Annotated in this window: 27 protein-coding genes and 1 riboswitch; of the genes, 15 read left to right on the top strand and 12 right to left on the bottom strand. The window is 68.6% G+C overall.

Annotated features, from left to right (window positions below):
- Positions 1-49 precede the first annotated feature (49 nt).
- Positions 50-1,297, top strand: coding sequence for a hypothetical protein (locus AC1DC5_RS02530; RefSeq protein ID WP_476864161.1), 1,248 nt, complete (start codon positions 50-52; stop codon positions 1,295-1,297).
- Positions 1,298-1,530: 233 nt separating this feature from the next.
- The gene (locus AC1DC5_RS02535) at positions 1,531-1,698 is read left to right on the top strand and encodes a DUF3117 domain-containing protein (RefSeq protein ID WP_069949162.1); all 168 of its coding nucleotides are present in this window, start codon (positions 1,531-1,533) and stop codon (positions 1,696-1,698) included.
- A gap of 90 nt (positions 1,699-1,788) precedes the next feature.
- On the opposite strand, the gene AC1DC5_RS02540 is transcribed toward AC1DC5_RS02535, so the two are convergent.
- Entirely contained in the window at positions 1,789-2,421 is a 633-nt protein-coding gene (locus AC1DC5_RS02540; RefSeq protein WP_441404477.1) for an O-methyltransferase, read from the bottom strand.
- A 329-nt stretch (positions 2,422-2,750) separates the two neighbouring features.
- Here AC1DC5_RS02540 and sigE point away from each other — a divergent pair, with 329 nt between their 5' ends.
- The 3 genes from sigE to AC1DC5_RS02555 all read left to right on the top strand — a co-directional run bounded on the left by sigE (position 2,751) and on the right by AC1DC5_RS02555 (position 4,956).
- Positions 2,751-3,386 (top strand): RNA polymerase sigma factor SigE, encoded by a 636-nt coding sequence (sigE, locus tag AC1DC5_RS02545; protein WP_441404478.1) that lies wholly within the window; start codon positions 2,751-2,753, stop codon positions 3,384-3,386.
- Positions 3,387-3,394: 8 nt separating this feature from the next.
- Entirely contained in the window at positions 3,395-4,480 is a 1,086-nt protein-coding gene (locus tag AC1DC5_RS02550) for an anti-sigma factor family protein (RefSeq protein ID WP_476864062.1), read from the top strand.
- A gap of 80 nt (positions 4,481-4,560) precedes the next feature.
- Entirely contained in the window at positions 4,561-4,956 is a 396-nt protein-coding gene (locus AC1DC5_RS02555; RefSeq protein WP_441404480.1) for a twin-arginine translocase TatA/TatE family subunit, read from the top strand.
- Here AC1DC5_RS02555 and AC1DC5_RS02560 read toward each other — a convergent pair.
- From AC1DC5_RS02560 to AC1DC5_RS02570, 3 genes are read right to left on the bottom strand one after another with little or no spacing between them, the layout of a single operon-like run.
- Positions 4,953-6,134, bottom strand: coding sequence for an Mrp/NBP35 family ATP-binding protein (locus AC1DC5_RS02560; RefSeq protein ID WP_476864063.1), 1,182 nt, complete (start codon positions 6,132-6,134; stop codon positions 4,953-4,955). The genes AC1DC5_RS02555 and AC1DC5_RS02560 overlap by 4 nt on opposite strands.
- An 11-nt stretch (positions 6,135-6,145) precedes the next feature.
- Positions 6,146-6,934: a DUF1003 domain-containing protein gene (locus AC1DC5_RS02565; protein ID WP_476864064.1), complete on the bottom strand. Its 789-nt coding sequence runs from the start codon at positions 6,932-6,934 to the stop codon at positions 6,146-6,148.
- Positions 6,915-8,198 carry a magnesium transporter MgtE N-terminal domain-containing protein gene (locus AC1DC5_RS02570; RefSeq protein WP_441404483.1) on the bottom strand — a complete coding sequence of 428 codons (1,284 nt, stop codon included), beginning with the start codon at positions 8,196-8,198 and terminating at the stop codon, positions 6,915-6,917. The genes AC1DC5_RS02565 and AC1DC5_RS02570 overlap by 20 nt, the downstream gene beginning before the upstream one ends.
- A 77-nt stretch (positions 8,199-8,275) precedes the next feature.
- On the opposite strand from AC1DC5_RS02570, the gene AC1DC5_RS02575 reads away from it, so the two are divergent.
- Positions 8,276-9,202: a YflT domain-containing protein gene (locus AC1DC5_RS02575; protein ID WP_476864065.1), complete on the top strand. Its 927-nt coding sequence runs from the start codon at positions 8,276-8,278 to the stop codon at positions 9,200-9,202.
- 99 nt (positions 9,203-9,301) lie between these two features.
- On the opposite strand, the gene AC1DC5_RS02580 is transcribed toward AC1DC5_RS02575, so the two are convergent.
- The gene (locus tag AC1DC5_RS02580) at positions 9,302-10,885 is read right to left on the bottom strand and encodes an aminopeptidase P family protein (RefSeq protein ID WP_476864066.1); all 1,584 of its coding nucleotides are present in this window, start codon (positions 10,883-10,885) and stop codon (positions 9,302-9,304) included.
- A 103-nt stretch (positions 10,886-10,988) separates the two neighbouring features.
- Between AC1DC5_RS02580 and AC1DC5_RS02585 the strand changes: the two genes are divergently transcribed.
- A complete protein-coding gene (locus AC1DC5_RS02585) occupies positions 10,989-11,834 on the top strand; it encodes a PHP domain-containing protein (protein ID WP_476864067.1) in 846 nt (281 codons plus the stop codon).
- An 84-nt stretch (positions 11,835-11,918) separates the two neighbouring features.
- On the opposite strand, the gene AC1DC5_RS02590 is transcribed toward AC1DC5_RS02585, so the two are convergent.
- The 3 genes from AC1DC5_RS02590 to AC1DC5_RS02600 all read right to left on the bottom strand — a co-directional run bounded on the left by AC1DC5_RS02590 (position 11,919) and on the right by AC1DC5_RS02600 (position 16,452).
- The gene (locus AC1DC5_RS02590; RefSeq protein WP_476864068.1) at positions 11,919-12,791 is read right to left on the bottom strand and encodes a DNA-methyltransferase; all 873 of its coding nucleotides are present in this window, start codon (positions 12,789-12,791) and stop codon (positions 11,919-11,921) included.
- A gap of 8 nt (positions 12,792-12,799) precedes the next feature.
- The gene (locus AC1DC5_RS02595) at positions 12,800-14,623 is read right to left on the bottom strand and encodes a DEAD/DEAH box helicase (RefSeq protein WP_476864069.1); all 1,824 of its coding nucleotides are present in this window, start codon (positions 14,621-14,623) and stop codon (positions 12,800-12,802) included.
- Between the two features lie 311 nt (positions 14,624-14,934).
- Positions 14,935-16,452 (bottom strand): RNB domain-containing ribonuclease, encoded by a 1,518-nt coding sequence (locus AC1DC5_RS02600; protein WP_476864070.1) that lies wholly within the window; start codon positions 16,450-16,452, stop codon positions 14,935-14,937.
- A 41-nt stretch (positions 16,453-16,493) separates the two neighbouring features.
- Here AC1DC5_RS02600 and AC1DC5_RS02605 point away from each other — a divergent pair, with 41 nt between their 5' ends.
- Positions 16,494-17,180 carry a ferritin-like fold-containing protein gene (locus tag AC1DC5_RS02605; protein ID WP_476864071.1) on the top strand — a complete coding sequence of 229 codons (687 nt, stop codon included), beginning with the start codon at positions 16,494-16,496 and terminating at the stop codon, positions 17,178-17,180.
- A gap of 23 nt (positions 17,181-17,203) precedes the next feature.
- On the opposite strand, the gene AC1DC5_RS02610 is transcribed toward AC1DC5_RS02605, so the two are convergent.
- Positions 17,204-17,956, bottom strand: a complete 753-nt coding sequence (locus tag AC1DC5_RS02610; RefSeq protein ID WP_476864072.1) for a thiamine phosphate synthase — start codon at positions 17,954-17,956, stop codon at positions 17,204-17,206.
- A gap of 26 nt (positions 17,957-17,982) precedes the next feature.
- Positions 17,983-18,114, top strand: a riboswitch (TPP riboswitch).
- On the opposite strand from AC1DC5_RS02610, the gene thiO reads away from it, so the two are divergent.
- The 4 genes from thiO (at position 18,108) to AC1DC5_RS02630 (ending at position 20,927) form a co-directional block, all read left to right on the top strand.
- A complete protein-coding gene (gene thiO / locus AC1DC5_RS02615; protein ID WP_476864073.1) occupies positions 18,108-19,511 on the top strand; it encodes a glycine oxidase ThiO in 1,404 nt (467 codons plus the stop codon). Its footprint overlaps the riboswitch before it by 7 nt.
- Complete coding sequence (thiS, locus tag AC1DC5_RS02620; RefSeq protein WP_476864074.1) at positions 19,508-19,744, top strand: sulfur carrier protein ThiS; 237 nt, start codon at positions 19,508-19,510, stop codon at positions 19,742-19,744. Before thiO ends, thiS begins: the two co-directional genes overlap by 4 nt.
- Positions 19,741-20,568: a thiazole synthase gene (locus AC1DC5_RS02625; protein ID WP_476864075.1), complete on the top strand. Its 828-nt coding sequence runs from the start codon at positions 19,741-19,743 to the stop codon at positions 20,566-20,568. Before thiS ends, AC1DC5_RS02625 begins: the two co-directional genes overlap by 4 nt.
- A gap of 29 nt (positions 20,569-20,597) precedes the next feature.
- The gene (locus AC1DC5_RS02630; protein ID WP_476864076.1) at positions 20,598-20,927 is read left to right on the top strand and encodes a 4a-hydroxytetrahydrobiopterin dehydratase; all 330 of its coding nucleotides are present in this window, start codon (positions 20,598-20,600) and stop codon (positions 20,925-20,927) included.
- A 113-nt stretch (positions 20,928-21,040) separates the two neighbouring features.
- Here the strand turns inward: AC1DC5_RS02630 and AC1DC5_RS02635 are convergent, their stop codons facing one another.
- The 3 genes from AC1DC5_RS02635 to AC1DC5_RS02645 all read right to left on the bottom strand — a co-directional run bounded on the left by AC1DC5_RS02635 (position 21,041) and on the right by AC1DC5_RS02645 (position 22,347).
- Positions 21,041-21,343: a hypothetical protein gene (locus tag AC1DC5_RS02635; protein WP_476864077.1), complete on the bottom strand. Its 303-nt coding sequence runs from the start codon at positions 21,341-21,343 to the stop codon at positions 21,041-21,043.
- 52 nt (positions 21,344-21,395) lie between these two features.
- Positions 21,396-21,620, bottom strand: a complete 225-nt coding sequence (locus AC1DC5_RS02640; RefSeq protein ID WP_441404497.1) for a DUF3107 domain-containing protein — start codon at positions 21,618-21,620, stop codon at positions 21,396-21,398.
- A 61-nt stretch (positions 21,621-21,681) separates the two neighbouring features.
- Entirely contained in the window at positions 21,682-22,347 is a 666-nt protein-coding gene (locus AC1DC5_RS02645) for a TetR/AcrR family transcriptional regulator (RefSeq protein ID WP_476864078.1), read from the bottom strand.
- A gap of 84 nt (positions 22,348-22,431) precedes the next feature.
- Here AC1DC5_RS02645 and moeB point away from each other — a divergent pair, with 84 nt between their 5' ends.
- The 3 genes from moeB to AC1DC5_RS02660 all read left to right on the top strand — a co-directional run bounded on the left by moeB (position 22,432) and on the right by AC1DC5_RS02660 (position 26,069).
- The gene (gene moeB / locus AC1DC5_RS02650) at positions 22,432-23,643 is read left to right on the top strand and encodes a molybdopterin-synthase adenylyltransferase MoeB (RefSeq protein WP_476864079.1); all 1,212 of its coding nucleotides are present in this window, start codon (positions 22,432-22,434) and stop codon (positions 23,641-23,643) included.
- 369 nt (positions 23,644-24,012) lie between these two features.
- A complete protein-coding gene (locus AC1DC5_RS02655) occupies positions 24,013-25,383 on the top strand; it encodes a chloride channel protein (RefSeq protein WP_476864080.1) in 1,371 nt (456 codons plus the stop codon).
- A complete protein-coding gene (locus AC1DC5_RS02660; RefSeq protein WP_476864081.1) occupies positions 25,380-26,069 on the top strand; it encodes a hypothetical protein in 690 nt (229 codons plus the stop codon). Before AC1DC5_RS02655 ends, AC1DC5_RS02660 begins: the two co-directional genes overlap by 4 nt.
- The last annotated feature ends 5 nt before the right edge of the window (positions 26,070-26,074 follow it).

The raw sequence follows: 26,074 nt of genomic DNA on the forward strand, positions 1-26,074 counted from the left end.
CCGGGCAGGGAGCCCGGCGCTGCAAGGCCCTACCGCCGCGGCCTGGGGCGTGGCAGCGGCAGCCGGCGCCCGCGTCGCGCGCTGGCCCTGGTGGGTTCAGGTGGGCGGACTCTATGTGGCGGCCCGGCTCGTCAGCGCCTGCATCTTTATGGCCGCCGCCCTGCACCAGGGAGTCAACCCCTGGTTTCCCGCCAAGCCGGACTATTGGTCCTTCGTCAATATCTGGGACGCCCGCTGGTACGGCGAGGCCCTCCAGAACGGCTACCCGGAGGTCCTCCCGACCGACGGGTCCGGCAACGTGCAGGAGAACGCCTGGGCGTTCTACGCGCTCTTTCCCTTCCTGGGCCGGGCGGTCGCCGGGCTGACCGGCCTGCCCCCGGCGTTCACGCTGACGCTCATCGCCATGGTGTCCGGGCTGGGAGCGGCACTGGTCATCTACCGCCTTTTCCGGCTCAAGGCGTTGCACCGCACGGCGCTCTGGGCAACCGTGTTCGTGGCCACCTTTCCCGTCTCGCCCGTGCTGCAGGTGCCGTACGCCGAGTCCCTGAACCTGCTCCTGCTGGCCGCCGCCCTGCTGCTGGTGGTGGAACGCCGCTACCTGTGGGCGATGCCCGTTGTTGTGCTGATGTGCCTGTCCCGGCCGACCGGCGTCCCGTTCGCGGCGACCGTGGGGCTGCTGTTCCTGTACCGGCTGTGGCAGGCGTACTCCGCAGGCCGGGAACCCGCACGCGGGGAGGCCCCCGGCGGGCGGGAGGCGGGGCAGCCCGAGCTTGTGCCGCACAGCGGCCGCCAGCTCGGGTCGCTGGCGGGGCTGACGGCGGTCAGTGGAATCGGCGCCCTCCTGTGGCCGGCCATCGCCTGGGCCGTCACCGGCGACATCCAGGCCTACACGAAGACCGAGACCGTGTGGCGCGGGCATGACCTGGTGCCGTTCAAGCCCTGGTTCGACACCGGCATCCTGCTCTTCGGCCCGGTACTGGGGGTGCTGGCGCCGTTCCTCTTTGTGGCACTGTTCACCCTGTTGATGATGTGCCGCCCGGTGCGGGCGCTGGGCATGGAGCTGCGGCTCTGGTGCGCCTGCTACATGGGCTACCTGCTGCTCTTCCTGCACCCGCAGACCAGCACGTTCCGGATGCTGCTCCCGCTCTTCCCGCTGGCCCTCAGTGCGGCATTCATCTCCCGGTCCCGCGCATACCGCGGCACGGTGGTCATCATGTTCGTGCTGTTGCAGATTGTCTGGATCGTCTGGCTGTGGGCCTGGGCGCCGTTGCCCGGCGGAGGGGACTATCCGCCGTGACGCGCGGCACCTTTTCCGGCCGCCGGCCCGGCCCCACGCGGCGCGTCGGAAAGTCCAACGATTAGCTACAGCCGCGTTGTTACGCGATAATAGAAGGTAAGCAAGGACAAGAAGCAAACTGAGTATATGGCCCTGATGGCTTCCATCACGGCCCGCCGGGCAGCTTGATTGACTAAGCGGACGCAGCCCGGCCGGGCTGGTATGTCACTGGACTAATGGAGGGGATATTCCTTATGGCGGCTATGAAACCACGCACCGGCGACGGCCCGATGGAAGTTACCAAAGAAGGGCGCAGCTTGATTATGCGCGTCCCGCTCGAAGGCGGCGGGCGGCTTGTGGTCGAACTCAACTCCGCCGAAGCTACCAATTTGAAGGAATGCCTCGTCGGCGTTACCGAGTAGCCTCTCAGCACGTTTGACAGAGGACGGGGTCCGCGGCCGCATGGCCACGGACCCCGCCCTCTTTTTCGTGTCAGGTTTCGTTGGTGCCCGCTACTTCTTGACGGCGACCAGCAGGCCGTCGCCGGTGGGCAGCATGGCCGACGCGAGGCGGTCGTCTTCGCGGATCGACTTGCCCACCTGGCGGAGCACCACGGTGGTGGCCTCGCGGGCGGCCGGGTTGGCGACCCGGTCCTTGTCCAGCGCGTCGTTGACGATCAGCAGGCCCCCGGACTTGAGCAGGCGGATGGCCTGTTCCACATAGCCGGGGTAGTTCGGCTTGTCGGCGTCGATGAAGACCAGATCATAGGCGCCGTCCGTCAGCCGGGGGAGGACGTCGCGGGCCCGGCCGGAAATGGTCCGCGTGCGGTTGGCCGGGCTGCCCGCTTCCTGGAACGCCTCGCGCGCGGCTTTCAGGTGCTCGACGTCGACGTCGATGGTGGTCAGCACGGCGTGCGGACCCAGTCCGCGCAGGATGCAGACGCCGGAGACGCCCGCGCCGGTGCCGATTTCGACCGCCGTCTGGGCCTTGGACGCCGCGGCCAGCACGGTCAGGACGGCTCCGACGCCCGGGCCAACCGGGGTCACACCCAGTTCGAAGGACCGTTCGCGCGCGTGCAACAGAACCTCATCCTCAGCAGGCAGATCTTCTGCGTAGGACCAGCTCGTGGACTTATCGGCGCTCATGGAACTTCGCTTTCTGGGCGGCAGGGGAGTGTTTCCACCAGCCTACTGTGTCAGGTGGTGCCCGGCCGGGAGGCGCCCCCGCTGCGGAACGTGATGGCGGTCCCCCGCGCAATCGGACGCGAGACCGCCGGCCGGCGCGGAGGAGGCGGTGCGGCCCGCCGGTTCTGCCGTGGGCAGAAGGTGCCCGGGCGTCAGGTAATTCCCAGCTTATTTTGAAATGATGGAGATCCGCTCATCCGCGTGGTGATCGGCGCCGAATCAAGGGTGCAGGAGCTTGCAGCCGCAAGCACCGTCCACGGCGTAGGCACCATCCACGAGGGGAGCGGACAATGTCGGCACTGGCAGCTGTCCCTACAACTGAAGAGTCCCAGCCCGCGGCGGAAACCGAGTGGGTCCGGCCGACCTGGGAGGAAGTGGTGACCAACCACTCCGCGAAGGTGTACCGCCTCGCGTACCGGCTCACCGGCAACAAGTACGACGCCGAGGACCTCACCCAGGAGGTGTTCGTCCGCGTCTTCCGCTCACTCGAGAACTTCAAGCCGGGCACCCTGGACGGGTGGCTGCACCGGATCACCACCAACCTTTTCCTGGACCAGGCCCGGCGCAAGAGCCGGATCCGCTTCGACGCGCTGGCGGACGACGCCGAGTCGCGTTTGCCCGGACGCGAGCCCGGCCCGGAACAGAGCTTCGAATTCAACAACCTTGACGTCGATGTGCAGGCTGCCCTGGAAGAGCTTCCCCCGGATTTCCGCGCCGCCGTCGTGCTGTGCGACCTTGAGGGGCTGTCCTACGACGAGGTGGCCGTGGCCCTGGGCATCAAGCTCGGAACCGTCCGCTCCAGGATCCACCGCGGCCGCACCATGCTGCGGGAGAAGCTGGCGCACCGCGACCCGCGGCCGCAGCAGGCCGCCAAGACCTCGCTGAAGCCGCGGCTGAAGATGCCGCGCATCGCCGGTCTCCTCTGAACCAGGCGATGCGTCTGCTCGAGCGATTGTTGGGCTGCCGCGATCCGCGGCGCCGGCACCTGGAGTCCTGTGAGGAGTGCCGGCAACAGCTGCGCCGGGAACGCCAGTATCTGGAGCGGCTGCGTGGCGCCGAGGTCCCCCAGGCCAGCGATGACCTGACGGCCCGCCTGCTGGCCCGCACCGAGGAACTGGCCCGTACCGGGGCAATGGCAAACACAGCACAGCCGGATCCCCGACGCCTGTCCGCGCCCGCTGCCCGTGGCTTCAATCCCGCATTGCGGGCCGCCGTGCTGGTGGCCGGCGGCGCGGCAGCCGCCGCCGCCCTGCTCGGCGGATCGGCCTACGTGATGGGCGGGGACACCGCCCCGCGGGCGGCCGGCACACCGGCTTCAGCCTTCCTGCAGCGGGACCTTGCCGTCTCCACGCCGGATGCCGTTGAGGCGGGCGCCGGGACGCCCGCCGGCTGGAGCCTCACCGGCAAACCTGATTTCACTCCGGCCGGAACTCTCACGGCGGCGCAGCTCGCGAGTCTGCGCTCCGAGGGCTGGACCTGCCCGGAGCTCCGCGAACTCGGCTACCACCTGGTCTGGGCCCGGGGAGGGGTGCTGACCGGCGTCGACATCGTGGAACTGCGCCTCACCGACGGCAGGAATTTCGCCACCATCCTCGAACAGCACGGTGAACTGCCCGGGCAGCCCGGCACGCCGGAGAGCGGGCCGCGAACCTCCCCTCCGGTCAATGTGCTCACGGGCCATCCCGCGACGTCGGACGGCTTCACTTCTGCGGTTGTCCCGGGCGGTGCTGCGACGGGCGTAGCGGCGGACGCCGGGGGAGCCGCGGGGCCCGGCAGCGGGATCCTGTGGGTCGATGATGGTCCCCCGTTCGCTGCCATCTACCAGAAAGCGGATGCCACCTTCACCTACGTGTCCGACGAGCCCTCGGACCAGGCCGACGACGGCGTGGCCGCCTTGGTGCGGGCCGGCTCAGGGGCAAAGGCGGCCGCCGGAGACGCGGCCGGGTCCGGCGCGGAGGACACCTTCACCATCCGGCTGGAGCGCGGCCTGGGCAGGATCATGGAGCTGCTGGCCCCGTGAGCGGAGGTTCCGCCGAGGGCCGGCGCCGTGTGTCACGGCCGAATCGTCCCAGCTCCGATTGAGAGGGTAATCTTCCTACAGTGCTTGGAATCAATGGACCGGAGTTCTTACTTCTGCTGATCATCGGACTTCTGGTGATTGGCCCCAGCAGGCTGCCCGAATACACCCAGAAACTGGCCAACATCGTCAAGGAAGTCCGCCGGATGGCATCCGGGGCGCGGGAGCAGATCAAGGAAGAAGTCGGCATCGACATCGATGACGTCGACTGGAAGAAATACGATCCCCGGCAGTACGACCCGCGCCGGATCATCAAGGAAGCGCTGCTGGACGATGACACCAAGCCGGTCAGTGCCGGCGCCCCGGCCGCGGCAGCCACGGCGGTTGCTGCCTCCGCGGCTGCGGAACGCCGTCCGGCCCGCGTGATGGAGCGCCTCGCCGACGGCGAACCGGCGCCCTTCGACTCCGAGGCGACTTAGCGGGGCTGCAGGCCCAGGGACATTCCCCTCAGCCCCCGCGGGACCGCGGCGAGCTTCCCGGCGATGTCCAGCAGCGCCACGGCCGCCGGGGTCTCGGGGCGGCCCAGCACCAGGGGGACCCCGGCGTCCCCGCCCTCCCGGAGGAGGATGTCCAGCGGGATCTGGCCCAGCAGCGGGACGTCCGTGCCCACCGTCGCGGAGAGCCGCTCGGCCAGCACGGCGCCGCCGCCGCTGCCGAACAGTTCCATCCGGCCGCCGTCGGGCATTTCCAGGTACGACATGTTTTCCACGACGCCGGCGACACTCTGGCCGGTCTGGGTCGCGATGGCCCCCGCCCGCTCGGCCACGTCCGCGGCCGCGGCCTGCGGCGTGGTCACCACGAGGATCTGGGCCTTCGGCAGGAGCTGGGCCACGGAGATCGCGATGTCGCCAGTGCCGGGCGGAAGGTCCAGGAAGAGGGCGTCGAGGTCGCCGAAGTAGACGTCGGTGAGGAACTGTTCCAGGGCGCGGTGCAGCATGGGGCCCCGCCAGGCGACGGGCTGGTTGCCGGTGACGAACATGCCGATGGAGATGACTTTGACGCCGTAGGCCACCGGCGGCAGGATCATGTCGTCCACCCGGGTGGGGGCCTGCGTGATGCCCATCAGCGCCGGGACGGAGAACCCGTAGACGTCCGCGTCCACGATCCCCACACGGAGCCCCTGGGCGGCCAGCGCGCAGGCCAGGTTGACGGTCACGGAGGACTTGCCCACACCGCCCTTGCCGCTCGCGACGGCGTACACCTTGGTCAGCGAGCCGGGTTCGTTGAACGGGATCCCGCGCTGTCCGCCGGGGCCGCGGAGCTGCTCCTTGAGGGCGTCGCGTTGTTCCTGCGTCATGACCTTCAGCTCGACGTGGACGCCGGTGACGCCCGGCACGGCGGCAAGCGCCGCCTCGCAATCAGCGGTAATGGTGCCGCGGAGGGGGCAGCCGGCGATGGTCAGGAGCACCGTGATCCGCACCCGGCCGCCGTCGGAGACCTCCACGGTGTCCACCATGCCCAGCTCGGTGATGGGACGACGGAGCTCGGGGTCGATCACCGTGGCAAGGGCGGCATGCGCGGCCTGCTCCAAGGAGGATTCCGGGGACGTGCCCTGCGTACTTGTGCCCTGGCTGTTGCTGTCCTGGGTGGGGTTCATGCGGTGAATGCTCAGCTCTCGGGGGATGCAGGGTGTGCCGGGGCACCGGCCGTGTCCGGCGCGGCGCCGCGCAGCGTGTCCGGCGGGGTGCCGGCTCTCTTGCTGGTTTTGGGGTCGTTCCTTCTGTCGGCCTTGACCCGGGGGATTTGCTGGGTCCGGGGGCCGCGCTGCTTGTCGCGGCGTTCCTTCAGCTTTTCCTTGACCTTGTCCCGCGGCGACTCGTGCGCTCCGGCCGAGGGGTCGTGGGTGCGCAGTTCCTCCTGCGCTTCCAGCATGTCCTCGAGCAGGCTGCGCAGCTCGGCCCGGACGTAGTCGCGGGTGGCGACTTCCCGCAGGGCGATGCGCAACGAAGCGAGTTCCCGCGTGAGGTACTCGGTATCAGAGAGGTTGCGTTCCGCGCGCTGGCGGTCCTGCTCGAGGGAGACGCGGTCACGGTCGTCCTGCCGGTTCTGGGCCAGGAGCAACAGGGGCGCGGCGTAAGAGGCCTGCAGCGAGAGCATCAGGGTCAGCAGGGTGAAACCGATGGCCCGGGAATCGAACTGCCAGGCCTCCGGGGCAAAAGTGTTCCAGGCCAGCCAAATGACGACGAACACCGTCATGTAGACCAGGAACTGCGGGGTGCCCATGAAACGGGCGAAGCCTTCGGTGGTCTGGCCGAACGCGTCCGGATTCGGGGAAAACTTCGGCAGGATCCGCTGGCGGCCGCTCAGCGGGGTGTCGAGGCTTCCCTTGGCCGATTTGCTGCCCGCCCGGACGTGCGGGTTCCGTGGTGCGGTGTTATCAGCCAATGCGGCCTCCAAGCTTCCTTATCGGGGCGTCGTCCTCGTGGGCGCGCCAGTCATCGGGCAGCAGATGATCCAGCACATCGTCAACAGTCACCGCCCCCACAAGCCGACCGTCGCTGTTGACGACGGGGAGCGAGTTGAGGTTGTAGGTGGCCAGCGTGCGGGCCACCTCGCTGATGTGGGCCTGGTCCGACACCGGCTCCAGGGTCTTGTCCACCAGGTTGCCCAGCGGTTCGGGCGGCGGGAAGCGCAGCAGCTGCTGGATGTGGACGACGCCGAGGAACCGGCCCGTCGGCGTCTCCAGCGGGGGCCGGGCAATGAAGATCGACGACGCCAGGGCAGGGGAGAGCTCTTCGCGGCGCACGTGGGCCAACGCCTCCGCGACGGTGGCTTCCGGGGGCAGGATGACCGGAACCGGGGTCATCAGGCCGCCGGCGGTGTCCTCGTCGTATTCGAGCAGCCGCCGGACGTCTTCGGCACCTTCGGGCTCCATCAGCTGGAGCAGCTCCTCGGCCTGGGCGCTCGGGAGTTCGGCGAGGAGGTCGGCGGCGTCGTCCGGGTCCATCTCCTCAAGCACGTCCGCGGCACGGTTCACGTCGAGGGCGGAGAGGATCTCCACCTGGTCGCCTTCGCGCATCTCCTGCAGGACGTCCGCCAGCCGTTCGTCCTGCAGCTCACTGGCGACCTCGAAGCGGCGCTTGTCGCTCATCTCCTGCAGGGCTTCGGCGAAGTCCGCAGGCTTGAGATCCTCGTGGGTGGCGACAAACTGGGTGGCGGCCTGGGGCTCCGTGTGGGCGCCCTGCTGCGCGTCGGCCCAGTCGATGATCAGCGTCTCGTTGCGGCGCAGCCTGCTCAGCGGGGACAGGGAGTGGCCGCGGCGGACAAAGAGCTTGCTGACAAACCAGTCACCGGAGCGGTGCCTGTCCATCGCGATGTCCTCGATCGTGGCGTCCCCGCTGCCGTCGGCGAGCGTGACGCGGCGGTCGAACATTTCGGCCACCACGAGGGTTTCGGCGCCGCGCTGTTCGAAGCGGCGCAGGTTCACCAGCCCGGTGCAGATGACTTGGGTCTGGTCGATCGAGGTGATCCGGGTCATGGGCACGAAGACCCGTTTCTTCCCGGGGACCTCGACGACGATGCCCACAACGTGCGGGGCGCCGCGGGTGCCGCGGGAGAGCACGACAACATCGCGCAGCCGGCCCAGGCGGTCGCCCAGTGGGTCGAAGACGTCGAGGCCGAGCAGGCGCGCGACAAACACCCGCGAAACATTTGTGCTCACCTGTACAGGCTACCGAGTCCGCTCTCTTTTAGCTGAATTTACAGCCGGTGCCCAGCAGGATAGGTAAGAATAGGCGTATGTCAAACATTTTTGGTGCTCCCAGGGCTGGCGCCCCCAACGGCCCGGACGAGGCCCGCAGTGTCCCCAAGGGCGACACCGTCGGTTCCTACAACTCCTACCTGGACGCCCAGAAGGCGGTGGACTACCTCGCGGACCAGCAGTTCCCGGTGCAGATGGTCTCGATCGTGGGCAACGACCTGAAGATGGTGGAACGGGTTACAGGCCGGCTGACGTACCCGCGGGTGGCCCTGTCCGGCGCGCTGAGCGGCATGTGGTTCGGATTGTTCGTCGGCATCATGCTGTCCTTCTTCGCCACCACGCCCGGGTATTTCTCCATTGTGACGTCCGTGCTGATGGGCGCGGCGTTCTTTATGCTGTTCGGCATCGTCACGTACGCCATGCAGCGGGGGAAGCGCGACTTCACCTCCACGAGCCAGGTGGTGGCGACCAATTACGACGTGGTGGTGTCCTTTGAGGCCGCGAACGAGGCACGGCGGTTGCTCCACCAGTTGCCCATGACTCAGCGTGACGCCTCGGCATCGGCAGGAACGGCCGCCTACTCCCAGCGGGATTACCAGCACCAGCCCTACCAGCCGGGTCCCGGGCAGGGTTCCGACCAGCCGGGCCAGCAGGGCCAGCCGGGCCAGCAGGGCCAGGGTCCGCAGCGTCCCGCGGGCTGGAACGACCCCTACGGCCAGCGGGCTCCCGAGTCCGGCGGACAGCCCGCCGGCGGCTGGCAGCCCGGCAACCAGCCGGCGCCGGGCCATGAGGCCGGGCCTTCGCACCAGCCGGCGGGATCTCCCGACGCCGCGCCGGACAAGGAAGAAGCGGCCAAGCCCTCCGGGTTCTCCTACCCGGATCTGCCCGACGGCCGCCCGCAGTACGGGGTCCGCGTGAACGACGCGCCCAAGCAGGAGCCCGGTCAGGGCGGCCCGCAGCAGTAGCCCGCGGCCGCTACCCGGAAATGCTGAAGGCCTCCGCCCGGAACGATCCGGGCGGAGGCCTTCTGCGTGCCGGCGGCTGCGCCGCCGGGACAAGCGGAACTACGCCGTCTGGCCGTCCACTTCCTGGTAGATGCCCGCCATCCAGGACTCGACGTCGTCGGCCTTGCGGGGCAGGGCGGCGCTGAGGTTGACCGGACCGTCGGCGGTCATGAGGATATCGTCCTCGATCCGGACGCCGATGCCGCGGTATTCCGCGGGGATGGCGAGGTCCTCGTCCTTGAAGTACAGGCCGGGTTCGATCGTGAAGACCATGCCGGGGGTGAGCACACCGTCGAGGTACAGTTCGCGCTTGGCCTGCGCGCAGTCATGCACGTCGAGGCCCAGGTGGTGGCTGGTGCCGTGCGGCATCCAGCGGCGGTGCTGCTGGCCCTCGGCGCTGATGGCTTCCTCGACGGAGACCGGCAGCAGGCCCCAGCCGGCCAGCCGCTCCGCCAGTACGGTGGTCGCGGCCGTGTGGATGTCGCGGAACTTCGTGCCCGGCTGTGCGGCGGCAAACCCGGCGTCGGCGGCGTCGAGCACTGCCTCGTAGACCTTGCGCTGGATCTCGGAGAACGTGCCGTTGGCCGGCAGGGTCCGGGTGATGTCCGCGGTGTAGAGCGAATCGGCTTCGACGCCGGCGTCGAGCAGCAACAGCTCGCCGGCATTGACCTTGCCGGTGTTCCGGGTCCAGTGCAGCACCGTGGCGTTGTTGCCTGAAGCAGCGATCGTGTCGTAGCCGAGCTCGTTGCCTTCCTCCCGGGCACGGGCGAAGAACGCGCCCTCGACGACGCGCTCGCCGCGCTGGTGGGTGAGTGCCCGCGGCAGGGACTTGACAACCTCGGTGAACCCCTGGACGGTGGCGGCGACGGCAATCTTCATCTGCTCGACTTCCCACTCGTCCTTGAGCAGGCGCAGTTCGGAGAGGGCCTCGGTGAGCTTCTCGTCGAGGGCGTCAAGGATGCCCAGGTCCAGGTTCTCCGGGTCCTTGGCCGTGTTGTAGCGCGCGGTGTCCACGAGGGCGTCGATGTTCTCGTCCACCTTCCGCACCAGCCGGATGGAGATCCCGCCGATTTCGGGGGCACCCACGTTCTTGGTGATGCCAAGTTCGAGTTCGCTGATGTCCGCCGTGTCCAGGCCGAGGCGGGCCTTGAATTCGGCCAGGGTGGGACGGGCGCCGATCCAGAACTCGCCGGAGCGGGAGTCCGCGTAGAACTGTTCGGTGTCGCGCCCGGCCAGCGGGCGGAAGTACAGCGTCGCGCGGTGGTGGCCGCCGTCGTCGCCCTTGCCCTCCTCCACGGGTTCCAGGATGAGCACGGCGTCGGGTTCGTGGTCCAGGCCGAGGCCGGTCAGGTGCGCGAAGCCGGAGTGCGGGCGGAAGCGGTAGTCGCAGTCGTTCGAGCGGACCTTCAGCGGACCGGCGGGAATGACCAGGCGTTCGCCTTTGAACTGCTCTGAAATGGCGCGGCGGCGGGTGGCTGCGTGGCCGGCGACGGCGTCGCGTTCCGGCAGCTGCTCGCGGGACGGGGCCCAGTTGCTGGCCATAAACGCCTTGAAGGCATCGGAGCTGGGCCGCTGTGAGCGGTTGTTGACGCGCTCGTCGAGGGGCTGGGAAGCGGAGACTTGGGTGTTATCTGCATCGTTCACCGTCCCATAGTCTCACCAGCGGAGCGGCTTAGGCCAACAGGCCGGGGCGTTCATCCGCTGTATCCCTCCAGGGTCTGCCACACCGATCTACTAGGCTGGTGACGTGAGGATCGACCTGCATGCCCACTCGAATGTTTCCGACGGCACCCAAGCGCCCGGCGCGGTGATGGCTTCGGCGGCGGAGGCGGGACTCGACGTCGTCGCCCTGACCGATCATGACACCACCGACGGCTGGGCGGAGGCCACGCTGGCGGCCCGGGAACACGGCGTTGCGCTGGTGCCGGGAATGGAGGTCTCCTGCCGGACGGTGGAGGGCATCAGCGTGCACCTCCTCTGCTACCTGCATGACCCGACGCACCCCGGGCTGCTGGAGGAAATCACCAAAGCCAAGGACGCCCGGTTCACCCGGGCCGAACGGATGGTCAGCCTGCTCGCGGAGGACTACCCGCTGAGCTGGGACGATGTCATCCACCATGTGTCCCCCGGCGCGACGCTTGGCCGGCCGCACATCGCCGACGCGCTCGTCGCCGCTGGTGTGGTCGCTGACCGCACCGAGGCGTTCGAATCCATCCTGACCTCGCGTTCACGCTACTTTGTGCAGCACTACGCGCCTGACCCGGCGTTCGCCGTCGAACTGGTCCGCGCGGCAGGCGGCGTGCCGGTGTTCGCCCATCCCGTGGCGTCCGCCCGCGGGCGGATCGTGGGGGAGCGCACGTACCGGGAGATGATCGACGCCGGGCTGGCCGGGCTGGAAATCTACCACCGGGACAATCCGGAGGAGGGCCGGGCGTTCCTGCGCAAGCTCGCGGACCGGCACGGGCTGCTGGTCACGGGCTCCTCCGACTACCACGGGGCCGGGAAACCGAACCTGCTGGGCGAGAACCTGACTTCGCCCGAGGTATTTGCCCGGATCGAGGAACTGGGAACCGGAACCCCCGTGGTGCGCTGACCCCCGCACCCTCGCCTGTTGAGCTATCAGTTTTGGTCCCTATCGGGCCCGAATAGCCACCACAAGTGATAGCGCAACGGGGGTTTAGTTGCCCGGGAAAGCGGTGAACGCGGCGTGCGGGGCGAGCCGCTTCTCCATGACGTCGATCGCGGGCTGGTTCTGGTCCACGCAGACGAACCTGCGGTCCAGCTTCGCCGCGACGGCGCCCAGCGTCCCGGAACCCGCGAAGAAGTCCAGGCACCAGTCGCCGGGCCGGCTGGACGCTGCCACGACACGACGGATCAGCCCTTCCGGCTTCTGCGTGGGGTAGCCGGTCTTCTCCTTGCCGGTGGGGGAGACGATCGTGTGCCACCAGACGTCCGTGGGCAGCTTGCCGAGCTCGCGCTTGGCCGGAGTGACGAGGCCGGGGGCCATGTACGGCTCCCGGTCCACCTCGGCGCTGTCGAAGTGGTATTTCGTGGGGTTCTTGACGTACACGAGGATGTTGTCGTGCTTGGTGGGCCAGCGGTATTTGGCGCGGGCACCGTAGTCGTAGGCCCAGATGATCTCGTTCAGGAAGCACTCGCGGCCGAAAATGGCGTCGAGCATGACCTTGGCGTAGTGCACCTCCCGATAGTCCAGGTGCAGGTACAGGGTGCCGTCGTCGGCGAGCAGCCGCCAAGCCTCGACGAGCCGCGGCTCGAGGAAGGTCCAGTAGTCGCTGAACGCGTCGTCGTACTTGTGCAGCGCGCCCTTGATGGTGTCGTAGGACCGGCCCTTGAACCCGACCCGGTCGCCCTCGCCGCCGGCGTTGAGCACCATCTTTGTTTCCTGGCGCTTCTGGACCCGGCCGGTGTTGAAGGGCGGGTCCACGTAAATCAGTGTGAAGGCGCCGTCCGGCAGCGTCGGGAGGTACTCCGCGTTGTCCGCGTGTACCACCAGGTTGCTGCCGTCCGGCGCCCAGACGGTGTCAGCCACGTTGGGGTTTAGGCCTCGGTGCTGCTGGCCGGAGCCCCGGCCTGTGCCTCGCCTGCGACCACTTCGCCGTTGCGGCGGCGGGTGCGGGTGCGGCGGCGGGCGCGGGTGGCGCGGTCAACCTCGGTCGGCGCGCTGGCCGTTGCCTTGGCCGGGGCGTCGGCGGCGGGGCCGGTGCTGGCTTCGGCCTCGGCGGGACGACGACGGCGGTCTCCTGACCGTGTGCTGTCCTGTCCGCCGGCGGCGCCACCGCTGCGGCGTCCGTCGCGGCCGCCGGAGCGTCCGCCGCTACGGGTGCTGTCGGCATCGCCGGAGCGTCCGCCGCTACGGGTGCTGTCGGCATCGCCGGAGCGTCCGCCGCTGCGGCTTCCGTCGCGCCCGCCCGTGCTGCTGCCGGCACCACCGCTGCGGCTTCCGCCGCTGCGGGTACTGTCGCGTCCGCCAGTGTTCTTCTTGCCGGTCTCGCCCAGGTCCTCCAGAACCTCGGCGTCGACGCCTGCCAGCACCCGCTTGTCGCGGGGCAGACGGCCCTTGGTGCCCTCGGGGATGTCGAGTTCCTCGAACAGGTGCGGCGAGGAGGAGTAGGTTTCCACCGGCTCCGGGACGCTGAGTCCCAGGGCCTTGTTGATCAGGCCCCAGCGGGGCATGTCGTCCCAGTCGACGAAGGTCACGGCAGTGCCCTTGTTGCCGGCGCGGCCGGTGCGGCCCACGCGGTGCAGGTAGATCTTTTCGTCTTCGACGCACTGGTAGTTGATGACGTGCGTGACGTCGTCGACGTCGATGCCGCGGGCGGCGACGTCGGTGGCGACGAGAACGTCAACCTTGTTGTTGCGGAAGGCGCGGAGGGCCTGCTCACGGGCGCCCTGGCCGAGGTCGCCGTGGATGGCGGCGGCGGCGAAGCCGCGGTCCACGAGTTCCTCGGCAACCTTTGCGGCGGTGCGCTTGGTCTTGGTGAAGATAATGGTGCGGCCGCGGCCGCGGGCCTGCAGGATGCGGGCAACAACCTCGATCTTGTCCATGCTGTGGGCACGGTAGATCAGCTGGCGGATGTCGCGCTTGGTCAGGCCCTCGTCGTCCGGGTCGGCGGCGCGGATGTGGGTCGGCTGCGTCATGTAGCGGCGGGCCATGGCGATGACCGGGCCGGGCATGGTGGCGGAGAACAGCAGCGTCTGGCGGACGGGCGGTGTGCCGGCGATGAGGGTCTCGACGTCGGGCAGGAAGCCGAGGTCCAGCATTTCGTCGGCCTCGTCGAGGATGACCATCTTGACGTTCTTCAGGACGAGGTGCTTCTGCTTGTACAGGTCGATGAGGCGGCCGGGAGTACCGACGACCACCTCGACGCCCTTCTGCAGCGCCTCGACCTGCGGCTCGTAGGCGCGGCCGCCGTAGATCGTGGTGATCCGGGCGTTGCGCTTGCGGGCGGCGTTCTGCAGGTCGCTGGCAACCTGGACCGCCAGTTCACGGGTCGGGACGATCACGAGGGCCTGCGGGGCGCCGGGGGCGGGGAGTTTGTCGAACCCGGCGTCGTCCGGTCCGATGACGCGCTGCAGCGCCGGGATGCCGAAGCCGAGGGTCTTACCGGTTCCGGTCTTGGCCTGGCCGATGATGTCGTGGCCGCTCAGGGCGACCGGCAGGGTCATGGCCTGGATCGGGAAGGGGTGGGTAATGCCGGCGTCGGCAAGGGACTCCACGATATCGGCGCGGACGTTGTAGTCAGCGAAGGTCTTCTCGGCAATCTCGTGCGGCTTTTCGTCCGAGATGATGGTCTCTTCCGGCTCGATCGTTTCCGTTCCGGAGTCGTCGGTCAGAAGCTGGTGCGTGTGCAATTCACTCACAGGGGAGTTTCCTTATTCATTTGGGCTGCGCTGCTTGCTCAACGGGGCCGGCCGGGTGGCCGTTCCGGAGCACGCTCAGGCGCGCAAGCAAATCCAGTGGAAGCCGATCGCGGGCTATCTAAATGCTGGCACTGGGGACCAGCGGGTCAATCTCAAGATCGCGTAGGGGCGGGCTTGTTGAATTCGAAAATCAAGGAAATCAACGACCGGGCATCCATATCTACCCTTCCAGTCTAGCTGTACACGGCCCGGATCCTTGACGGACCGAAATGTGTCACTAATGATGCGCGCGCAGACACCACGCCGACCGCTCAGCCCACCAGCTCCAGCCGGACCTCGCGGGCGGCAATGTCGGCGGAAACAATCCGCACCCGGACGTGGGTGCCGGGTTCCAGTTCGCCGGGGCAGCGGGCCGTGACCGCAGGCTCCGCGATCTGCACGATCCCGGAGGGACCGTTTCCGTTGCCGCCCCCGTTGCCGTTCTTTCCGTTGCCGTTCCCGTTCCTGCTTTTTCCGTTCGCGCCTTTCCCGTTACCGGAGGGTTTGGAACCAGAGATCACGACGGCGTCGAACTCCTGGCCGACGTGGTTGACCAGCAGTGCCGCCTCGACGGTGTCGAGGGCGAGCCGCTCCAGCCGGGCGGCCAGCTGGTCCGAGGCGGCCATGATCGCGGGCAGCGACGGCAGGGCTTCGCGGGCCCAGGCCGGGACCTCCGCGCCGTTGCTGAGTGCCTCGCAGATCACCAGGACAAAACGGTCGATCAGCCGGCGCAGCGGAGCAGTGGAGTGGGCGTAGGCGGCCCCGATCGCGGCCTGGATGGCGGCGTCTGGAACCGTTCCGTCGAACGGGGTGTACCCGGCGCCGCGGAACAGCATGCCGGCCGAGTGCACGATCGCCAGCTGCTGCGGGTCCGTCGGATCAAGGGTGCGCAGGTATTCGCCGTAGCTCATTTCGCCGTCCCAGGGCTTGCCCAGGGCGCGGGTCTGGCGGTGGAAGTGCGCCAGCGATGCGGCATCCGGGGCCGGCATGGTGCGCAGGATGCCGACTTTGCCCTGCAGCATGATCCCAGCGGCCGCCATCCCCGTCATCAGGGAAATCTGGGCGTTCCAGTCCTCTACGGGCAGCGGCGGGGCAGCGACAATCCGGTAGCCGCCGTCGGGCAGCTGCTCGATTTCCTGTTCCGGCATGTTGAGGCTGGCGCCTCCACGGAGCCGTTCCAGCTCCACCCGCTTCATTCCGACTTCCTTGAGCAGCTGCAGGACGGGCACGGCGGTGCCGGCGTCGAGCTCGGCCTGCACGCCCGGGTAACTGAGCTTGGCGCGGCTGCGGACCGCGGCCCGGCGGACCCGCACCGTGGACACCTCGGCGGCGGCGTCCAGCTCGAATTCCCACACAAACGCGGCGCACAGCTGGCCGGCCAGCAGGCTTCCGGCCTCCTCGCTGATGACCTCCGGGTGCAGCGGAATCCGGCCATCCGGGGTGTAAAAGGTCTGGCCGCGGCGGCGGGTCTCGGCGTCGAGGGCACCTCCGGGGGCAACAAAGGAGGGGACGTCGGCGATCGCGTAGAACACCGTGTAGCCCTCGCCGGAGCGGTCGATGAAGAGGGCCTGGTCCAGGTCGGTGGACGACGCCGGATCGATGGTCACGAACTCGATGTGCGTGAAATCCAGGTCCGGCAGCTCGTGGCGGGCGACTGCCTCCTTGGCCTCCCGGAGCGCGTCCTCGGGGAAGGGGCCGGGCAGTTCAAGCGTTGCCCGCAGCGCGCTGAGCGCCTCGGCCAGTTGATTCTGTTGCCGGTGGACGCTCGGGGTCAGGCGGTGATGGGACACGAAAATCAGATTAGCTTCATTTGCGCCATTAGTCTTGGATCATGAGCACATCCCCGGCTGATCCCGCCCGATACCACAGCTTTCTGAGGGATCTGCTCGGTGTGATGGCCTACGGCGAGCTCTCCGCCTTCGAACGGCTCTCCTCCGACGCGCGGTATTCACCGTCCCTGCACGACCGCGCGGTGCTGGGCAGGATCGCCGTGATCGAGTTCCAGCACTACGAACTCGTGAGCGCCAAGCTCGATGCCATGGGCCTGGACCCGGAGGCGGCCATGCTGCCGTTCCAGCCATCCGTGGACCACTTCCACGAACGAACCCGCCCGGCGGACTGGTACGAATCCCTCATGAAGGCGTACGTGATCGACACCGTCTCCGCCGATTTCTACCGGGCCATTTCACGCTACGTCGACGCCGGGACCCGGGACCTGGTGGAGCAGATCCAGGCCGATGAAGAGGCCACGGCGGTGCTGCGGGAACGGCTCAAGTCCGCCCTGGCCGATGACCCGCGGCTGGCGTCACGGCTGGCGCTGTGGGCCAGGCGCCTCCTCGGGGAAGCCCTGACCCAGGCCCAGCGGGTGAGCTTCGAGCACGCGTTCGTCGGCGGCCTGGCCGGCGCGAATGAGGACGGGTCCACGGACGACGGGTCCAGGGAACTTGTCCGCGGGCTCATGGCGGAACTGGCAGCCAACCACTCGCGCCGGATGACGGCGCTCGGTCTGGCCGGTTGAGTCTGGCCGGCTGAGCGCCGCGCTCAGTTGCCGGCGGCGTCGAGTGCGGCCAGCAGGGCCCGGGCGGCGCCGGCGGGATCGTCGGCTTCGGTGATGGCCCGGACCACCACGATCCTGCGGGCGCCGGCTGCCACCACCTCTTCCACGTTTCCGAGGTCGATGCCGCCGATCGCAAACCACGGCACACCATCTGCCACCTGGCCCTCGGCAGTCTTCCCCTCGGCAGTCTTCCCCTCGGTTGTCTTCCCCTCGGTTATCTTCCCCGCCGGGGCTCCGGCCCGGCGGCCCGCCTCCGCCGCATAGCGCACCAGATCAAGTCCGACGGCGGCGCGCCCCGGTTTCGTGGGAGTGGCCCACACCGGTCCGACGCAGAAGTAGTCCAGGCCATCGCTGCCGGCTGAGGACGCAAGGGCCGCGTCCACCTGCTCCGGGCTGTGGGTGGACAGTCCGATCACGGTGTCCTTGCCCAGGAACGTCCTGGCGGCGCCGGTGGGGATGTCCTTCTGCCCGATATGGAATACCGGAGCCCCGGCGAGCGAGGCGAGGTCCGCCCGGTCGTTGACAGCCCAGAGGCGGTTATGGCGGCGGGCTGCCTGGTGCAGGACCTCCAGCAGTTCCAGTTCCTCGGCCGCCTCCAGCGACTTGTCGCGCAGCTGGATGATATCGACGCCGCCGGCAAAAGCCTCGTCCACGAAGTCAGCAAAGTCGCCGCGGCCCTGCCGGGCATCGGTGCAGAGGTATAGGCGGGCGGTGGTGTGGACGGCATCCTGGCTCATGCCCCCAGCCTAGTTCCTCTAAACTGGGCCAATACCGCGGGAGCCCGCCGCCGTCGACGCCACCAGCGTCCGGCGCCGGCAGGCTGAGAGGGCGTCAGAGCCGACCGCTTGACCTGATCCGGTTAGTACCGGCGTAGGGAAGGAATCCTTCATGGACACCACATCCGCCCGCGGCACGGCCGCGGGCAATGACGCCGCGGCGCCTGCGGCCGCTGCCGATGACACCGAAGCCGGGAAATGTTACGACGTCGCCGTGATCGGCGGCGGCGTTGTGGGCCACGGAATCGCGTGGGCGGCGAGGCGCTCCGGCCGAACGGTCGCCCTCATCGACGACGCCCCGGGCAGCGGCGCCAGCTGGGCCGCCGCCGGCATGCTCGCCCCCGTCAGTGAACTGCACTACCAGGAAGAATCCCTCCTGGAGCTCATGCTCGAGTCCTCACGCCTCTGGCCGGCATTTGCCGCCGCGCTGGAGGACGGGGGAGACGGGCCGGATACCTGCGCCGCCGCCGGTGCCGCCAGCACGGGGTACCTCACGACGCCGACCCTCGCCGTGGGCGCCGACGCCGCCGACCGCCGGGCGCTCGCGGACCTGCGCACCGTCCAGCAGGCGTCCGGCCTTGCCGTCGAGCCGCTGAGTGTCCGGGAGGCGCGCATGCGCGAACCCCTGCTGAGCCCCGGCATCTCCTGCGCCTTCGGCATTCCCGCCGACCACCAGGTGGACCCCCGCCGGCTGCTCGCCCGGATCGCGGAACTCCTGGCCGCGGACAGCCACTGCGACACGATCGGGCGTCGCGCTGCCGGGCTGTCCTGGCAGGACGGGCGCGTGGCCGGGGCGGACCTCGCCGGCGGCGGCACGGTCCTGGCCCGGGAAACCATCGTCGCCAACGGCCTCGGCGCCGCCGCGCTCCGGGGCCTGCCCGCCGGACTCCGGCTGCCGCTGCGGCCGGTCCACGGCGATATTCTCCGGCTCCGGGTCCCGCAGAAGCTGCGGCCGCTCCTGACATCCACCGTGCGGGGACTGGTCCGCGGGGTGCCCGTCTACATCGTTCCCCGGCAGGACGGCACAGTGGTGATCGGTGCCACGCAGCGGGAGGATGCCCTCGGCGAAAACGGCCAGGCACCGGATGGCGCCACCCCCGGCTCCGCCGGCTCCGCAGTGTCCGCCGGCGGCGTCTACCAGCTGCTGCGCGACGCCCAGCACCTGGTCCCCGCCGTCGCCGAACTCGAACTGCTCGAGGCCACCGCCAGGGCCCGGCCCGGGACCCCGGACAACGCGCCCCTGCTGGGCCGCGTGGCGGAACCGGGCGGCCAGGGGGACATTGCGGGGCTGATTATCGCCACCGGCTTCTTCCGGCACGGAATCCTCCTCACGCCGGCCGCCGCGGAGATCTGCCGGCAGCTGCTCGACGGCGTCGAGGACCCCCGCTGGGCCTGTTTCCGGCCGGACAGGTTCGCCGCCGGTACCGGGCCCGCTGGCCAGGCCTCCACCCGACAGCAGAACATGACCACGCGGACCACCAATCCCAACCCTGAGCACAGCAAGGAATCGGTATGAACATCACATTGAACGGAACCGGGCACACGCTTCCTGACGGCGCCTCGGTGGGCGCCCTCGTCAGCGCGGTCACCGGCCGGCCGCTGGCCCCGAACGGCCAGTCTGCGGACGGCGGGAAACTCGGGGTCGCCGTCGCCCGTAACGCCGAGGTGGTTCCCCGCAGCCAGTGGCACGGCACCGCGCTCGCCGACGGCGACGACGTCGAGCTGGTCACGGCGGTGCAGGGAGGATGAGCAGCGCGGAAAACACCACACTGGCAGCGGCACCGAAGGCGTCAACGGCTGGCGGGGATCCGTTTGAGGTGGATGGCGTGCAGCTCGGGTCGCGGCTGATCATGGGCACCGGCGGGGCGCCGAGCCTGGACGGTCTTGGGGCTGCGTTGCTGGCGTCAGGCACCGAGCTCACCACCGTCGCCATGCGCCGCTACTCGCCGGCGGAGACGGGTTCGCTGTTCCAGCTGCTGCTGGACCACAACATCCGGGTGCTGCCCAACACCGCCGGCTGCTTCACCGCCAGGGACGCCGTGCTGACCGCCGAACTGGCCCGCGAAGCCCTCGAAACGGACTGGGTGAAGCTGGAAGTCATCGCGGACGAGCGCACCCTGCTGCCGGACGCCGTCGAACTCGTCGAGGCCACCGAGCAGCTCGTGGGCCGGGGGTTCAAAGTCTTCGCCTACACCAACGACGACCCCGTGCTTGCCCTGCGGCTCGAAAACCTCGGCGCCGCCGCGGTGATGCCGCTGGGCGCGCCGATCGGCACCGGCCTGGGCATCCTGAATCCACACAATATCGAACTCATCGTCTCGCGTGCCTCCGTGCCCGTGGTCCTCGACGCCGGCATCGGCACGGCCTCCGACGCCGCCCTCGCCATGGAGCTTGGCTGCGACGCCGTGCTGCTGGCCACGGCCGTGACCCGGGCACAGAATCCGGTGTTGATGGGGGAGGCCTTCAAGCACGCGGTGATCGCCGGTAGGCTGGCGAAAAGGGCCGGCAGGATCCCGCGCCGGGAACACGCGCTGGCGTCCTCGGCCATGGAGGGACGGGCCGAATTCCTGTAGGCCCCTCCGGCGCAGCAAAGGAGCCTGCCATGGCAGCCACAGAGGACATCCTCAACGAGGGCCAGGTCGACGCGGCCCTGGCGGGGCTGCCGGACTGGAGGCACCGGCTCGGCGGTCTCGTCACCGTCTACAAAGCGCCGACGGCGGCCGCGGCGCTGGAACTGATCGCCGCCGTCGGACGCCTGGCCGAAGAACAGAACCACCACCCCGACCTGGACTGGCGCTACCGCAGAGTCTTCCTGCGATACAGCTCCCACGACGCCGGGGACAACGTCACGCGGCGGGACGTCGCCGCCGCAACAGCCGCCGGCGCGGCCGCCGCCCGGCTCGGCGCTGTCGCGGAACCTCCGCCGCAGTAGGTCCGGGGCCGGTCCCGGGCCAGCGGAAACAGCGGCGATCGGGGCCTTAACGAACCGTGACCACGCACCCGGGCGGGCGGTGGTCAAGGTTGCAGGGCTGCTGCCGCGAACGGCTAGTAGCGCAGGATGGCGGTGAGCCGGGCGGTGTCGCGGCCGGTGCGGGTCTTGCCGAGGTAGAGCACAGCCGCCACGGCGGCGGCGGCGCCCAGGACCATGGGCAGTATCCACGGAATCCAGGTCAGCCCGGGCTGGTAGCCCAGTCCGGCGGCGATGAAGATGATCCAGCTCAACATCCCGGCGGTGAGCGATACCCCTGCCGGGACCGCTATGCCGTACTTGGCGTGCCGCTTGTCATTGGCCCAGACCACAAAGCCCGCGGCCACGGTCACCAGGGCAACCACAATCAGGGAAAGCATGTTTGGACTCCTTGCGGATCTGGGGACTGGGTTCAGCAGCGGCCGGTGGTGACTAGAACGCGCCGAAACCGACGCGGCGCACTTCCTCGGCGCCGATTTCAACATAGCCCAGGACATTCGAGGGAATGATGATCTGGCGGCCCTTTTCGTCCGTCAGCCGCAGCTCCGAGCCCTTGGCGATGGCCTCGCCGACCAATTTAGCCACGGCGTCGGCATCCTGGGCCGATTCCAGGACAATCTCGCGGCCGATGTTCTGAATGCCGATCTTTACTTCCACAGCAAGGCCTCCCAGCCAATCAAAGTCCAACAAAAATCAAAGCGTCATCTCTATTTGTAGTCTAGGTTTCCTTGGGGAAGCGTGAGATTCCGCGCCAAGCTAAACGGTAGATCAGGTCGCTGGCCACATCGAGGTCAAGATTGCCGTCGGTTTCCAGCCAGTACCGGGCGCTGACATGCGCCAGTCCGGCGAGTCCGCGGCCCAGCAACTGGGACTCCAGTTCGGGCAGCTTCGTGTCCTCCGCGATGACCCGGGCGACGGCGTCGGCGAAGGTCTTGTTGAACGCTTCCAGCCGCGCGCTGACGTCGGGGTCGTTGACGAGATCGGACTCGAAAACCAGGCGGTGGGCCTGGTCGTCGCTGGCGATGAAGCGGAAGTAGGCGCGCATGACGGCCTGGACGCGCTCATCGTTGTCGGTGGTGGAGTTGAGGGCCCCCAGCAGCAGCTCGGTCAGCTTGCTCAGCTGGCTGTCCAGCAGCGCGATATACAGCTCGCGTTTGGACGGGAAGTGCTGGTACAGCACGGGCTTGCTGACGTGGGCGGTCTCGGCGATCTCGTCCATCGCGGCGCCGTGATATCCGTTGGCGACGAACACTTCCTGGGCCGCCGCGAGCAGCTGTGCCCGGCGTTCATCGCGGGGCAGCCGTGCCGACCGCTGTCCGCCTCGTGCCGGTGCCTCCGGCGACTTACCTGCGTGACCCCGCTCAACCGGTGCCTGATGAACCACTGTCGGCCTTCTTTCGCTTGCTGTTACTTCCACTTTACGTGTCAGTAATATGACCTGGCGGCAACTTCGGGCATAGATTGAAGTATGGCTTCCAAGTTCACCCCCAATGCTGCCCCCGCAACCCCGGAAACGGCGCCCGGACCACTGGTGGAGCCGGCTGACGGCTTGAGCACGGAAGAAGTCGAACGCTACTCCCGCCACCTCATCATCCCGGAGATCGGGGCGATCGGGCAGCGCCGCCTGAAAAACGCCAAGGTCCTCGTGATCGGCGCCGGCGGCCTCGGGTCTCCCGCGCTGCTCTACCTGGCCGCCGCCGGCGTGGGCACCCTGGGCATCGTCGACGACGACACCGTGGACCTGAGCAACCTGCAGCGCCAGGTGATCCACGGCGTCGCCGATGTGGGCCGGCCCAAGATCGAGTCCGCCCGGGACGCCATCGCCGCGCTGAACCCGCTGGTGGAGGTCCGCCTCCACAATGTCCGCCTGGACGCCTCAAACGCGCTGGAATTGTTCGCCGGCTACGACCTCATCCTCGACGGCGCGGACAACTTCGCCACCCGGTATCTTGTGAACGACGCCGCAGCGATCCTCGGCAAGCCCTACATCTGGGGTTCGATCTTCCGCTTCGACGGGCAGGTCAGCGTCTTCTGGGAACAGCACGGCCCCACCTACCGCGATCTGTACCCCGAGGCGCCGCCCGCAGGTTCCGTGCCGTCCTGCGGGGAAGGCGGCGTGTTCGGGATGCTGTGCGCTGCCGTGGGCTCGCTCATGGTGACGGAGGCCGTGAAGCTGATCACCGGCGTCGGGCGCTCACTGCTGGGCAGGGTGGCGCTCTTCGACGCACTCGGCGGGACCTGGCGCGAAATCAAGGTCTCCCGCGATCCCGAGGCGGAACGGATCACGGAACTCACCGACTATGAGGCGTTCTGCGGCATCGCCCCCGCCGCGGAGGCGGGCACCGAACATACCGTGACGGCGGCGCAGCTGGCCACGATGCTGGCCTCCCGCACGGCCGGGCTCAAGGACTTCCAACTCGTCGACGTGCGCGAGACCGGGGAATTCGAGATCGTCCGGATCGACGGGGCGGTGCTGATCCCGCAGGGCCGGATCTTGGCCGGGGAGGCGTGGCACGAGCTTCCGCAGGACCGGGACATCGTGTTCCTCTGCAAGGGCGGGACCCGGTCCGCGGCCGTCCTCGCCGCCGCCCGGACTGCCGGCTACGAGCGCGTCAGCCACCTCGACGGCGGAATCCTGGCCTGGGTGCGGGACGTTGAGCCCGGGAAACCGGTCTACTGACCCAGTGCGCGGTGTTAGCGGCGGAGCTCAGTTGACGGCCCGATGCCGGGCCGCTTGAGTGCCTCAAGATGGTCTTTCACCCGCAGTGGGTGATGACTGCCCCCACTGGAACCGCTAGCTTGGCGAACATGTGATTGACCAGCCTCCGTCGCCTGTGAGTCCTCACTATAAGCTCCCGCAGTCCGGCGGACGGCCAGCGGAAGGAGGAGGGATGCCCAACTGCAACCATGGTCGCGCCGGTCCCGTTCCCGCGGCGCTTCCGTTTGCCGGGAGCCGTCTTTCGGGCGGACGCTGGCTGATGTCGACCCGCTCTGAAAGCAGGACATTCGGGGTGGCCCGAATCGTCACAGCCGCGCCGGGTTGCCGGTAATGAGCGGGCCCGCCGCGTCGCCGCCCAGCTTCGATCCGGCTGTCGTAATTCGTTCCAGGCCATACATCGCCGCGCTCCTGCTGGCAGCGGTCTTGGGCGTCCCCATCTCGGCTGTTGCGTACGGCTTTCTCGCTTTGGTCGCTGCAGTCCAGCGCTACATCTTCGACGGGCTGCCGAATCAAGTCCTCGGGGGTCCTGCTCCCGCGTGGTGGCCGGTTCCCTGGTTGGTGCTGTGTGGGCTGTTGACGGCGTTGACCATCCGGTATTTGCCGGGAACCGGGGGCCACTCGCCCGCCTTCGGATTCAAGACGGGCGGCGGTCCGCCCGCCGGCCGGGAGCTCGTGGGCATCTTTCTCGCGGCGCTGGCCACGCTCAGCCTGGGTGCGGTGCTCGGACCCGAGGCGCCGCTGATCGCAATCGGTGGCGGCCTCGGGGCGTTGGCGGTGCACCTGGTGAACAAGGACGCCCCGCCGATGGCCCTGACGATCATGGCGTCGGCAGGCAGTTTCGCAGCGATCAGCACCCTGCTCGGGTCTCCTGTGCTCGGGGCCTTCCTGATCATGGAGGCGGCCGGGATCGGGGGAATGACTCTGAGCCTGATGGCCCTGCCCGGCCTGCTCGCTTCGGGTGTGGGGGCGCTGGTGTTCGTCGGCTTGGACGGCTGGACCGGGTTGGGCAGCTTCTCGCTGGCACTGCCGGTGGTGCCGCCTGCGGAGGCGCCGACCCTGGCGACGTTGGGCTGGGCGGTGGTCATGGGCGCGGTCGGTGCACTGCTGGGATGGTTGATCCGCTGGGTCGGTCTGTCGCTTCGTCCGATTGTGCATCTGAACCGGGCGTTGGTGACGTCCGCGCTCGGTTTGCTGATCGGTCTTACCGCGATGGCGTACCAGTTGATCTCCGGGAACAGCTTTACGCAGGTGTTGTTCTCGGGGCAGGACGCACTTCCGGAGCTGGTCGAACACGCCACGAACTACTCGCTTCCTGTCCTGATCCTGCTGATCGCTTGCAAGACCTTGGCCTACGGGCTCTCGCTGAGCGCATTCCGTGGTGGGCCGGTGTTCCCGTCGATGTTCATCGGTGCCGCGCTCGGTATTGCTGCGAGTGCGTTGCCCGGAATGAATCTCGCGGCAGCCATCGGCATGGGCATAGGAGCCATGTGCGCAGCCATGCTGCGGCTGCCGTTGACATCGACCCTGCTGGCCACGCTGTTACTGGGGGTGGATGGTGTGGCCGTCACACCCCAGGTAGTGGTGGCTGTGGCGGTGGCCTTCGTGATCACGAATGTGCTCCCGGCCCCGGGTCCGACGGCGGAGGTGGCGCCCGCCGCCGCCGGCAGTGTCCAACAGCGGGCTCCCCGGAGGGCAACGTGAGCGCGCGCCGATCGACCGTACGGGACCGGTGGATCGCCTGGTTGTTCATCGTTGGTTCGAGTCTGTTCGCCGTGGGGGCGGTGCCGTTCTACGCCGAGGCCGTGGGATTGTTCTGGTGCGGAGTCACCTTCTTCGTCGGTTCGCTGTTCTTCACCTGTGCGGCGTTCCTGCAGTACCGCGAAGCCGTTGACGCGCTTCCGGCCGTCGGTGCCGGGGGACGCCGTCCGTTGTGGGTATGGGCTCCGAGGGATCTCGTCTGGCTCGCTGGTGCGATTCAACTTGCCGGCACGCTGTGGTTCAACTGGAGCACAGCGAACGCACTGCTGGGCAATCTCAGTGCGGCGCAGACCGAGCAAAGGGTGTGGCGACCCGACGCCTTCGGCTCAGTCGCCTTCCTCCTGTCCAGCGGTGTGGCGCTGCGGTATGCCGGCCGCGGCACCATTGCCGGCCGGCCCAGGCCCCGGGCATGGAAGATCGGCGTCATCAACGTGGCCGGCTCAGTTGCGTTCGGCATCTCGGCTGCCGCGGCCTTTGTCATACCGTCGAGCGGCAGTGTCTGGAACGCCGAACTGTCCAACCTCGGCACCCTCGTGGGAGCCCTGTGCTTCCTGGCCGGCGCGATTCTGATGCTCAATCCGGAATCCACCGACGCCTCGGTTCCCGCGGACCGGGGAACTCAGCCGTAACCCTT

This window comes from Arthrobacter sp. 10L424, assembly GCF_056395325.1.